General features: G+C 42.2%; 7 protein-coding genes. 5 read left to right on the top strand and 2 right to left on the bottom strand.

Annotated features, from left to right (window positions below; all coding sequences use genetic code 11):
* Positions 1-525: 525 nt before the first annotated feature.
* Entirely contained in the window at positions 526-1,485 is a 960-nt protein-coding gene (locus DUT71_RS08005) for a bifunctional helix-turn-helix transcriptional regulator/GNAT family N-acetyltransferase (RefSeq protein WP_113662003.1), read from the bottom strand.
* Between the two features lie 324 nt (positions 1,486-1,809).
* Between DUT71_RS08005 and DUT71_RS08000 the strand changes: the two genes are divergently transcribed.
* The 5 genes from DUT71_RS08000 (at position 1,810) to DUT71_RS07980 (ending at position 9,458) form a co-directional block, all read left to right on the top strand.
* Complete coding sequence (locus DUT71_RS08000; protein ID WP_113662002.1) at positions 1,810-3,792, top strand: DUF1800 domain-containing protein; 1,983 nt, start codon at positions 1,810-1,812, stop codon at positions 3,790-3,792.
* Between the two features lie 8 nt (positions 3,793-3,800).
* A complete protein-coding gene (locus DUT71_RS07995; RefSeq protein WP_113662001.1) occupies positions 3,801-5,072 on the top strand; it encodes a DUF1501 domain-containing protein in 1,272 nt (423 codons plus the stop codon).
* Between the two features lie 134 nt (positions 5,073-5,206).
* Positions 5,207-6,463, top strand: coding sequence for an alkaline phosphatase family protein (locus DUT71_RS07990; RefSeq protein ID WP_113662000.1), 1,257 nt, complete (start codon positions 5,207-5,209; stop codon positions 6,461-6,463).
* A gap of 173 nt (positions 6,464-6,636) precedes the next feature.
* Positions 6,637-8,217: a S10 family peptidase gene (locus DUT71_RS07985; protein WP_113661999.1), complete on the top strand. Its 1,581-nt coding sequence runs from the start codon at positions 6,637-6,639 to the stop codon at positions 8,215-8,217.
* 275 nt (positions 8,218-8,492) lie between these two features.
* Positions 8,493-9,458, top strand: a complete 966-nt coding sequence (locus tag DUT71_RS07980; RefSeq protein ID WP_113661998.1) for an acetyl-CoA carboxylase carboxyltransferase subunit alpha — start codon at positions 8,493-8,495, stop codon at positions 9,456-9,458.
* 469 nt (positions 9,459-9,927) lie between these two features.
* Here the strand turns inward: DUT71_RS07980 and DUT71_RS07975 are convergent, their stop codons facing one another.
* Positions 9,928-13,047 carry a protein O-mannosyl-transferase family gene (locus DUT71_RS07975; protein WP_113661997.1) on the bottom strand — a complete coding sequence of 1,040 codons (3,120 nt, stop codon included), beginning with the start codon at positions 13,045-13,047 and terminating at the stop codon, positions 9,928-9,930.
* Positions 13,048-13,101: the final 54 nt, after the last annotated feature.

The following is a 13,101-nucleotide window of genomic DNA, read 5'->3' as shown; positions in this document are numbered from 1 at the left end:
CAAATATTTATAACGTAGTCGATCAACATTGATGCGACGCTGTAGGAGTCGTTAGTTTTTTTACGTTAGTGCTATAATCATTGAAATCCTTCGGGTTTACTCCAAACCTTCTATCGTTCGTATATCATCATCCAGACCCTATGGGAGAGAGCTGGCGACCTTTTCCTTTAAATCATATATTTTATGACCTCGATGAGGTCAAATATTTATAAAATAGGTAATTAACACTAATGCGACTCTGTAGGAGTCGTATGTTTTTTGTATGATAGTGTTATAAACATTGAAATCCTTCGGATTTACTCCAAGCCTTCTATCGTTCGTATATCATCATCCAGACCCTATGGGAGAGAGCTGGCAACTTTTTCCTTTAAATCATATATTTTATGACCTCGATGAGGGCAAATATTTATAACGTAGTCGATCAACATTGATGCGACGCTGTAGGAGTCGTTTTGGTTTTTTGTACGTCAGTGCGATAAACATTGAAATCCTTCGGATTTTTGTTTACGTCTTCTCAGTTAATACTTAATTATCTAACACTAATTCCATTTGTATATTGGCACGGGCATAAGGGGTAGCCCTACTCACTACCTTTTTAAAACCTAATTTATGATACAAATTGATCGCAGGCTTAAGCAAAGTGTTGCTTTCCAGATAAAGTTTTTTGCCACCTAGTTCTTTGGTGGCCTGTACAATGGCATTGCCCAACAACCAACCAATGTTTTTGCCTTGTGCTTTTGGCGAAACCGCCATTTTGGCCATTTCAAAATCGTAATCGGGATCGTCCATTTTGATCAGTGCGCAAACCCCAACGGGTTCATCCTTGTAAAGCGCCACAAAAATTTTCCCCCCTCTATCTAAAATATAAGTCTGCGGATTATCCAAGGCCTTGTAGTCAGCTTCTTCCATTTTGAAATAAGTAGAAATCCATTCCTCGTTCAAAGCTTTAAATGCCGATTGATATTGCTCCTCGTATTCCACAATGCGTACATCTTTACTTTCCCTTAATTTTTTCTCCTCGTTCACCCTACGTAAAAGCGATTTATGATCTAACAAAAACTCCCATTCTGCAATAGCCTCCCAAAGGTTGTGCCTGGCTTCGGCTGTTAAGGTTTCTACCGCGGCTTCTACATCCAGCAACTGTACCCGCAGTTTTTCAGAAAGTTGCTTGCCCTTTTCGCTCAGTTTCACCACGTTGGTACGCTTGTCTGTCGATTTCAAATTAGAAGCCACTAGTCCTTCGGCGGCCATTTCTTTAATTATTTTGGTTACCGATGGTTGGGAGTGACCTATTTCTTCGGCAATTTCTGTAATGGTTTTTTCATGCGCTTCGGTCAAGGTGAAAAAAACGGGGAACCATTTGGGCGATAAGGGTAGGTTGTAAAGTTTATAGATCTCTACACCATCATCGGTAAATCTCGAAGTGAGCATTCTTAACCTGCTTCCCAAGGCCATTTTTCCTGTTTTTTCAAAAAAACGATTCATTTGTATATCTAATTACATAACTGATTATGCAAATATCTGAATATTCTATGAATAATCAAAAAATGAATAGATATAGGACATCATTTTTAATACAGGAATAGTGTAGGATTTTATCCTGTTACGATGTACGATATTAGCCTGTTTTAAGTCCAAATTGCTTTTGGCCATCAAAATACATAAGTTCAACCAAGAAAAACTAAAAAATATAAATTGCTGTTTTATAGATATTAAGGCTGTTTTTGAAGGTTTGTGTAAAAAAAATGAGCGGTTAATTAATCCTTTCCAAAACTTTCAATGTCTTAAAGAAGAACTAGACCAAGAGATATGAAAAGTAATATTCGTAATTTTTACTTGTGCGTAATTTTATTCTGTTGCGCTATTGTGTTCTCCTCATTTGTGCGCATAATGGGAGCCGATAAGGTAGCAATGCCTTATAAAAAAGCCGGATTGACCACGGAGCAGGCTGCCGCCCATCTATTAAGTCGTTTTACTTATGGCGCTGAGCCCGGACAAGTAGAAGAACTTACTAAAATGGGTTTAGATAAATGGCTTAGAAAACAATTGGAAGGTAATTTGGAGGATAAAGAATTAGACCAAATGCTATCTAAATATGATGCCATCAATTTCACCAACAGCGAAGTGGAAGATGTATTTCCACAGGGATTCAGGATTAACCGTTGGGCAATAAAAGATGGTTATCTCCATAAAGATTCGCTAAACAACGGAAATAGCAAAGCACAACGCGAAGCTGTCCAAGCGTTCATGAAAGATAAAGGTTATCGCCCTTTGCAAGAACTTTACAGACAGTTTATCAGTCAAAAGATATTAAGGGCCGCTTATGGGCAAAACCAGTTGAGAGAATTAATGACCGACTTTTGGTTCAACCACTTCAACGTAGCCTTGAACAAAAACCAATGTGCCAGTTTTGTACCTGCTTACGAGCGTGATGTGATCAGGCCAAACGTATTCGGAAACTTCGAAGACATACTGTTAAAAACCGCCAAGTCTCCAGCAATGCTGATGTACTTGGATAACTTTTCTAGCTCAGGGGTGAATGTACCTATGGAAGATCAGGAAATGATGTTGATGGCGGATGGAAACAAGATGAACGTAGAGGAAAAAGCGAAGAATAAAGCCCGAATCAATAAGATCAAACAGCAAATTCAGCAAAAGAAAAAACAAGGTGGATTAAATGAAAACTATGCCCGTGAGGTGATGGAACTTCATACCCTAGGCGTTGACGGCGGTTATACACAGAACGATGTGACCCAGGCAGCCAGAGTGCTTACCGGTTGGACAGTTGCCCCACTTGGAAAAGAAGGCTATGGTGTCGGCAATAGAAATATCATTGAACGTTTGGGTTCAAATGGATTAAGAGATAAAGGTTTTGTGCTTGATGGCGATTTCTTCTTTAACGCCAATAGGCACGACAATGGGGAGAAAGTGGTATTGGGGAAGAAGTTCCCTGCGGGCGGCGGATATGATGAAGGCGTGGAATTATTGAAAATGTTGGCGCACCATCAATCTACTGCAAAATTTATCTCTAAAAAATTAGCCGTACGCTTTGTAAGTGATGCACCCCCAGCGTCGTTGATTGATAAAATGTCAAAAACGTTCATTTCTTCTAAAGGTGATATTAAAAGCGTATTGGTTACCATGGTCAACTCGCCTGAATTTTGGTCACAAGATGCGCTAAGAGAAAAAACAAAATCGCCATTTGAATTAGCCATGAGTGCGGTTCGTAGTTTGGATGCACAAATTACCCAACCTTACGAATTGTATACTTGGATCAACAGAATGGGCCAGCAAATGTACTACTATCAAGCGCCTACAGGTTTCCCGGATAACGGGCAATATTGGATCAATACAGGCTCATTGTTAAACAGGATGAATTTTGGTTTGGCATTGGCCTCACAAAGAATCCCCGGGGTTAGCTTAAACTTAGCGGCTTTAAATAATCATAAAGAGCCCGAAAGCGTAGAAGCGGCATTGCTCACTTACAGTAAGTTGATCATGCCCGAACGTGAGCTGGGACAAACCGTGGCAAGGTTAAAACCCATGCTTAACGATCCTAACTTACAGCAAAAAGTGGCCAAAGCGGCCGAGCAAAATAGTGCCAACAAGCAAAACGGGGAAATGGCCGATCAGCAAATGGACATGAAACCAGATAAAAAGGAAAAAATGAAGCTTGGAAATGGCAAAAAGGCCATGGAAAATCCCACAATTAAGGAGCAGAAAGGAAATAATACCATGCTAGCTCAAGTAGTTGGTGTAATTATTGGTTCACCAGAGTTTCAACGTAAATAGTTTAAGATATGGTTTCTAGAAGAGGATTTTTAAAAGCAGGTGGTTTAGCCTTATTTGGAATAGGGCTGGGCGGTATTCCTGGATTTTTAGCCGATGCGGTAGCAAGCACCGTAACGCCATCATTGTTTAAGAAAAAGAAAATTTTGGTTTGCATTTTCCAAAGAGGAGCAATGGATGGCTTAATGGCGGTAACTCCCTTTACCGATAATTTTCTGAAAGCAGCTAGGCCTTCATTGTTCATGACCGCCGCCAAAGGAAATGGGAACGAAAAACCTTTAATTGATTTAGATGGCAGGTTTGGTTTGCACCCCTCAATGGCTGCCTTTGAACCTATGTTCAGGGAGAAAAGACTGAGCATCGTACACGGAATAGGATCACCTAATAATACCCGTTCGCATTTTGATGCGCAGGATTTTATGGAATCGGGTACGCCATTCAAAAAAGGTACCAGCAGCGGTTGGTTAAATAGGGCAGTAGGTCTTTTGGGGCATGAGGCCGCTACACCCTTCCAGGGAGTAAGCATTACCTCATCGTTGCCCAGGTCATTTTATGGAGAGAATCCAGCGGTAGCGATCAGGAACCTTGCCGATTTCAATATTCAGATGCGAGGCAATGTGGCCGGTGCTAAAATGGCTTCAAAAAGTTTCGAAGATTTATATGATCAAACTTCTTCAAGTTTATTGAAAAACACTGGTAAGGAAAGCTTTGATGCCATCAAAATGCTTCAAAAAACGGATGTAAAGAATTACAAGCCAGAAAATAACGTGGTTTATCCAGCTTCTGCGCTTGGAAATTCCCTGAAACAAATAGCGCAGCTTATTAAAATGGATGTGGGCATGGAAGTGGCTTTTGCCGAGTCGGGAGGTTGGGATACACATTTTAACCAAGGAAAAGATACGGGAGTTTTTGCCCGTAACGTGAACGATTTAAGTAACTGTATAATGGCGTTTTGGAATGATTTGGTAAAATATCAGGATGAAGTAACCGTGATGACCATGACAGAATTTGGACGTACAGTAGCACAAAATGGTACGGGCGGCACTGATCACGGGCGTGGATCTTGCAATTTTATTTTGGGCAATGGCGTAAATGGCGGTTTGGTTCATGGCCTGGTTAATCCCTTGGCTAAGGAAAATTTGGAAGATGGCAGGGATTTAGCGGTAACTACCGATTTTAGAAGTGTATTTAGTGAAGTGGCCGATACCCACCTGGGAATTAACAATGACAAAGTACTTTTCCCTGATTTTGAGGGTAAGAAAATTGGTGTAATGAAAGCATAAATGATGTGCAAAGTATAAACATCGCAGCATCAAACGAGGCCCGAAAGAATATTTCTTTTGGGCTTTTTTATACCGGAAATAACTTGCGGAGCTCTTGATAATTTGAATTACTTTTGTCAAACAAAATTGGAAAAATGAGGAAATTCATCGTATCAATTCTTTTGTTGGTTTGTTGTTGCCAAGGCTTGCTGGCCCAGGTTTTTTCACAACAAATTGAAAGTGGTAGGCAAAATAGCGAATTGCAGCTCAAAAAGCCTTATGTCATCTTTATTTCGGCCGATGGTTTTAGGTTTGATTATGCAGAGAAATATCACGCTAAGAACCTGCTAGGATTAAGAGAAAAAGGGGTTAAAGCCGTGTCAATGAAACCTTCCTTTCCATCGGTTACTTTTTCCAATCACTATACCCTAGCTACTGGGATGTACCCTTCTAGGCACGGCATTGTAAACAATTCGTTTTACGACCCTCATAAAAAACAGCTTTATGTTAAAACAGACCCTAGTGCCATTAAAGATAGTACTTGGTACGGAGGTGTGCCCATTTGGGTGCTGGCCGAGCAACAGCAGATGCTCTCGTCCGCATTTTATTGGCTAGGTTCGGAAACTCCGATTTTGGGCATTAAACCCACATATTGGTATAATTTCAACAATCAAATCCCAATGGATACCCGCATTGAAGCCGTAAAGCAATGGTTGTTGCTACCCGACGAAAAACGGCCACACCTGATCAGTTTTTATTTCCCTGAGGTAGATGTAGCGGGCCATCATTTTGGGGCCAACTCAAAAGAAACCGAAGCTGCGGTTAAACTGATAGACGATTGTGTAGGGAAAATGGTTCAGCTTACAAAAGACACTGGTTTGCAAGTGAACTTTGTTTTTGTTTCAGATCATGGCATGACCAATGTAGATCATGTCAACACCCTGCCTCTGCCTTCAATTATCGACATGGAGAAGTTTATTGTCCCCAACGGTGATGCACTTTTACAGATTTACGCCAAGAACAAAAAGGACATCAAACCATTATACGAAAACCTGAAAAAACAATCTGCGGATTTTGAGGTTTACCTTGCCAATAAAATGCCTAAACGTTGGCATTACCGTGCAAAAGATAATAAAGCGGGTAGAATTGGAGATCTTATCCTGATCCCCCGGCTGCCGAAGATTTTCAACCTGACGGGAAGGCCAACCACCGTTGGTAAGCATGGTTTTGATAATGACATGCCTGATATGCAGGCCGTTTTTTATGCTTGGGGGCCTGCATTTAAAGAAGGTTTAACCATCCAGCCCTTTGAAAATGTACACGTTTATCCATTATTGGCAAAAATTTTGGGTTTGCCCTTTAGCCATAAGATAGATGGGGATATTAAGGTGCTGGCCCCCATTTTGAAATGATTGTTAACAATTTAGGATATTTTATAATATTACCCCCTTCGGGGCTATGGTCCATTGGCCACCAGCCTGTAGGCATCAAATAACCATCAGTATCAGTAACATTTTAGTGTTAATTAGGTGTTTGCCTTTCACTTTGCAGATATTTATGGACAACAACCTTAAACCTTATAAGAATGAAGAAAACCATTACCATCGCTAGCTTAGCATTGGTGCTGTCAAACGTGGCGTTTGCCCAAAGAACCCAACCACAAGGTACTCCTCCTCCGCAAAGGACTAACGCAGCAAATGCACAAGCCCCAAAAGAAGAACCTGCATTAAAAATCAACAACAATATCGCTTCCCGAAACATAGTGCCAGAAAGTGCCGTGGTAACTAACCATAGTGTAAACATCAACGGCAAGGCGGTGCCCTATAAAGCTACCGCTGGAACCTTGCCCGTTTGGGACGAAGAAGGCAAAACCCTGGCAGGTCTGTTCTATACCTATTACGAACGAACCGATGTTTCCAATAAAGACAGCCGGCCATTGGTGATTTCATTCAATGGTGGCCCGGGCTCTGCTTCAGTTTGGATGCACATTGCCTACACCGGCCCCGTAGTACTTAATATCGATGATGAAGGCTACCCCGTACAACCCTACGGCTATAAAGACAACAGTACATCCATATTAGACGTGGCAGATATCGTCTACATCGATCCCGTAAATACAGGCTATTCCAGGGCAGTAAGTAAAGACGTGCCCACCAACAAGTTTTTTGGAGTAAGGGCAGATATCAAATACCTCGCCGAGTGGATCAATACCTTTGTTACCCGTACCAACAGATGGGCCTCGCCCAAATACTTGATCGGGGAAAGCTACGGTACCACACGTGTATCAGGCCTAGCTTTGGAACTGCAAAGCAACCATTGGATGTACCTAAACGGTGTAATTTTGGTTTCACCAACCGAGCTCGGCATTGAGCGGGGAGGCGTAATGGATGCTGCCCTGCGCCTACCTTATTTTGCGGCAACCGCCTGGTATCACAAAGCTTTGCCTACAGATCTCCAAGCTAAAAAACTAACCGACATGCTGCCCGAGGTAGAAACATTTACCATCAACGAACTAATGCCGGCCATGGCCAGGGGAGGCTTTATCTCCGCCGATGAAAAAAAGAAAATGGCGGCTAAAATGGCCCGTTTCTCTGGGCTCCCCGAAAAAGTAATCCTACAGAACAACCTCAATATCTCCACCAATTTATTCTGGAAAGAACTGTTAAGAGACAAAGGTTTTACTGTTGGACGATTGGACTCCAGGTATAAAGGTATCGATAAATCGGATGCGGGCGATCGCCCCGATTATAATGCCGAACTCACTTCATGGCTGCACTCCTTTACACCGGCCATCAACATGTACCTGCGCAACCAGTTGAATTATAAAACCGATCTAAAGTATAACATGTTCGGCCCAGTGCATCCTTGGGACAGAACCGGCGACAATACCGGCGAAAATTTAAGGGCCGCCATGGCGCAAAACCCCTACTTGCACTTGCTGGTACAATCGGGCTATTACGACGGTGCCTGCGACTATTTCAACGCCAAATATAACATGTGGCAAATGGATCCAAGCGGTAAACTAAAAGACCGAATGAGCTGGGAAGGGTACGAAAGCGGCCACATGATGTATTTACGCAAAATAGATTTGGCCCTGGGAAATGACCACATCCGGGAGTTTATCAAAAAATCTACCCCTAAACAAGGACAGCCAGCCAAATTTTAAGCCTAGAAGCGCAATTACCGGGCTACTGTCCAAGGCAGTCCCGCTTTCCGTTACAATCTTTTTGTGATCGCCAATGCCTAACCCTCGCAGGTTTTCAAAAACCTGCGAGGGCTTTTTTTGTGGATGACCTGCAGCAAAAAGTATTTTCACTTCAATCGGGGCTATTTTGCAAGGCCTTTGCCCTAACAAAACAACAACCTTCAGGGCCACTTAAACTTTACCCTAAATTTTATTGTTAATTGTTTGCAGATAAATGCTTAATTTTACCGCCCCATATGCAACAACTGAAAACATCTTTTGATTTCGAAAAGCCTTTGTCAGATTTGTACCAACAAATCGACAAGGTGAAGCAAATAGCCGACAAAACCAAAGTTGATATGTCGGCAACGCTGACAGAGCTTGAAGAAAAGGCTGAGCAAACCAGTAAAGATCTTTATTCGAACCTAACCGGTTGGCAAAAAGTTCAAATGTCCCGCCATGCAGAACGCCCGCAAACATTGGATTACATCAATGCCATTTGCGACGATTTTATCGAACTTCATGGCGACAGAACGGTAAAGGACGATAAGGCCATTATTGGTGGTTTTGCCTCCATCGATGGACAAACCGTTATGATCATCGGTCACCAAAAAGGCAAAAATACCAAGGAGCGCCAATATCGGAATTTCGGTATGGCTAACCCCGAGGGCTATAGAAAAGCACTGCGCTTAATGCGCCTGGCCGAAAAATTCAATAAGCCAGTAATTTCGTTTATCGATACCATGGGTGCCTACCCAGGCCTTGAAGCCGAAGAACGTGGACAAGGAGAGGCCATCGCCCGTAACCTGCTGGAAATGTCGGTCCTTAAAGTACCCATCATTTGCTTTATCGTAGGTGAAGGCGCTTCTGGCGGTGCATTAGGTATCGGTATTGGCGATAAGGTATATATGCTCGAGCACACCTGGTACTCTGTAATTTCTCCTGAATCTTGTTCTTCTATTTTATGGAGAAGCTGGGACTTTAAAGAAAAAGCTGCCGAATGCCTGAAACTTACTTCCGAAGACATGTTCAAAAACAAATTGATTGATGGCGTAGTGAAAGAACCCCTTGGCGGAGCACATCAAAATCCGGAAGAAATGGCCCAAACGCTAAAGACACAGATTTTGGATGATTTAAAATCACTGAAAAAGACCGATACTGAAAAACTGATCGCCAAGCGGATTGATAAATTCTGCGCAATGGGCGTAGTAAACGAAGGATAAAAGAGTTATATCTCACTAAAAGAAGCACAATCAGCAATGGTTGTGCTTTTTTATGCAGGTCATTTGAGTTGAGGCTTTTTTTATCGCCTATCTATTGTTTTCTCTGGTTTCTGAAAGGACTTTAATGGTGTACAAAGGATAAAATCTACGATGCCATAAGTCATGTTGTTAAATTAAAGTGCCTTATCACGCTGAGCATAGCGAAGAATCTTCGACAATTACAGGGAGATGCCTCGTAATCTCGACATGATAGTGGTTTTCAGACGGTTTCATCTCGGATAACTTATCGCATCTGCACTCCGCCTTTATTCAGTATATCCGTTCCTTTCCATCGTCCCGGCCTTGCGGAGAGATCTTTGAACCATATCGAAAGGCTAATCGAAAAAGATTATGCCACACTAAAAAATCACCCAAATATAAAGCCGCTTGAATCATTTCAAGCGGCTTTATATCTCAGAAGACATTCATCTTATAGTTTCATAAAATCTGGAGGCAGCTCGCCTAGGTACTGGGCAAACCCCCCATGGTTAAACAATGTCATAATCTGTTTTTCTAAATCCTTGGCCAATTTAGGCTGGTGGTATTGTTCCGCAACTTTTGCCATGGGCATCAAACCGTAAAATAGCCCAATTTGCACGGCATCACGGCCGATCATTCTTTCCTTGCTTCTGGTTACATCACCTAAGTAGGTAATTTCCTTGCCAATATAATCCGAATATTTCTTGATCAGTTGGGTTGCTCTTTCCGTTTCGCCTAGGATATAGAGATTTTGTGCCATGGTTGCTGCACTCATAGCCGCACGCATGCTATAAATCTTGCTTGGGATCACCTCATCATATCTCTTCATCACCTTTTTGGCATCCTCAAGCCTTCCTGCATGGATAAGGCCGGTGGTTAAGCTATTAAAAATATTGTTGAAAATAGAGATGTCATCAGCAGATTGGATATCCAAATATTTCGCATTTTTAATGTTGCCCCATTTGAACTTGTTCATGACATGTTCATACATAGGCTCCAAATTAACTGGCTGTTCCTCTTCAATTCTTTTTGAAGGATCTAAAGGCAATAACCTTAAGGCTAAACCTTCACTGTACAAATATTTGTCCAATCCGTTAAATTGGTCTGAAGGAATGGTGCTTGCAAAATAGATAGGGCGTTTCCAGTTGTTGTGCGCCAAAATATCAAGCATGGCCAAAGTCCCTTTAGTTACGTAACCTTTGTTGAAAGTCCATTCAATACTTGGCACAATTTCTCCGGCACGGCTGGCAGGCAAGGTTTTGGTATTGATCACATCCTGTGGATTAACGGTGAGCTTAAACTTCTTGGTAGGGATAAAGTTGGTTGATGTACCATCCTGCAACGGAAGCTTATCCCCGGCATCATCAGACAATAGCAAGTCTACAATCTGTTTAAGTTCAACAGGTTCTGCAATGCCCATTTCTTTGTAGTACATTACATCCCTTACGCCAGAAACATATTGTTTTTCGGTCATCGAGATAGGCAAAGCTTCCGATTCATGCACCTTGCGCTTCATGCCGTTGATATACCAATCCGTGTCAAATAAACTTAAATTTACCAATCTAATGTCAGGTCTGATGCCTTCAACCTCCTGTGCATACCAAAGCGGATAAGTATCGTTGTCGCCGTAGGTGAAAAGAATTGCATTTGGCGCACATGATTCCATATAACTAATGGCAATGTCCCTGGCCAGGGTTTTGGTAGAACGATCGTGGTCGTTCCAGCCTTCTTTGGCCATTAATACCGGTGCAACGAGCAAACCAATTGCACTTGCGGCAATGGCCCCGGTTTTTGGATCTAATTTTTTAAATAACCACTCCCTAATGGCAATAATGCCCAAGCCTATCCAAATGGCAAAAGCATAGAAAGAGCCCACGTAGGCATAATCTCTTTCCCTTGGCTCTAAAGGCTTTTGGTTAAGATAAAGCACAATAGCGAGGCCCGTAAAGAAAAACAACAGCCCAATGATGCCTGCATCTTTAGGATGGCGGCCAAAGTGCCAAACCGCACCGATAACGCCTAATATTAAAGGCAGGAAATAAAAACGGTTGTATGAGTTGCTGTCTTTAATAGATGGGGGTAAGTTACTTTGATCACCGTATAGCATGGCATCAATAGGTTTTACGCCACTAATCCACTGGCCCTCGTAAAGGCTGCCCTGCCCTTGTTCTTCGTTTTGGCGGCCGGCGAAATTCCAAAGGAAATATCGCATGTACATAAACCCAACCTGGTGGCGCATAAAGAACCCTATGTTATCGAAAAAATTAGGGAAATGATTTTCGTCAAAGCCCATCATGTCTTGATAATACTCAATATGCCTCTGTTCATCGCTGTACATGCGAGGGAACAGCACTTCGTGCTGAAGCCTGCGGATACTGTCGGGGAAGGTTTCGTTCTCCCCATAGATCCGTTTGCTCCTAGTTCCCGAAACTTCATATTTGGTATCGCCTTTGCGATAGGTTTTGCCCGTTTCTACGTAGATAGGAGCTGAACCATCGTCCTTATATTTTGGGATCGAATTGTAATTTGGACCAAAAAGCAAGGGCCTATCCCCATACTGCTCACGGTTCAGATAGCTTAAAAACGAAAATGCGTTATCAGGGTCGCTGTTGTTCAGGTTTGGTTTCGCCTGTGCCCTAATCAAGATCATGGCAAATGAGCCATAGCCAAAAATGATCAGTACCGTTGACAATAGAGCTAGATTTAAAACTCGTTTTTGATGTTTGATGGAGTATCTAATGCCCCAAACCAAGCCTCCAATAAGTAAAATTGCAAAAAACAATACGCCCGTTCCAAAGCCCAAACCTAGCGTGTTTACAAAAAACAGGTCAAAATAGGCGCCAAATGAAACCAAATATTGGATAATTCCATATTGTACGAAAGCCAAAATCAGGATGCCTACACCTAAGGTTTTAAATATGCCTGCAGTGGTAGGCTGCGGTGTTTTTTTGAAATAATATACAAAAGCAATCGCTGGGATGGTTAACAGGTTTAAAAGGTGTATCCCGATAGATAAACCCATAATGTAGGCGATGAACAGTAACCAGCGATCTGATTTAGGTTCTTCGGCAACGGCTTCCCATTTCAGGATGCCCCAAAATACAATGGCCGTAAATAGCGATGAGAGTGCGTAAACTTCTGCTTCAACCGCTGAAAACCAAAAGCTATCAGAGTAGGCGTAGGCCAAAGCGCCAACCACGCCTGCGCCCATAATGGTGATTAGCGTGGCACTTGAAATCTCTTCGCCTTTTTTCACCAGTACTTTTTTGGCTAGGGCTGTAATGGTCCAAAACAAAAATAGGATAGTTGCGCCACTGGCCACCGCAGAACCAAAGTTCATAAAGTAGGCAATCTTGGTTTTATCGCCCATGGCAAGTAAAGAAAAAAAGCGCTCGATCATTAAAAATAAGGGAGCTCCGGGTTGATGTACCACCTGCATTTTATAGGCTGAGGCAATAAATTCGCCGCAATCCCAAAAGCTTACGGTTGGCTCTAGTGTTAAAACATAAGTAATAGTGGCAATCAGGAAACAGGCCCAGCCAATGATATTGTTTACTTTTGAATAGTTCATATTCTGATATGGTTTCTTAACCCTTGGTTTTGATGCATTAAATGCTGCCGAAAA

The organism is Pedobacter nanyangensis, from assembly GCF_003313505.1.
GTDB lineage: Bacteria > Bacteroidota > Bacteroidia > Sphingobacteriales > Sphingobacteriaceae > Pedobacter > Pedobacter nanyangensis.
This window is presented reverse-complemented; position numbering and strand designations above follow the sequence as displayed.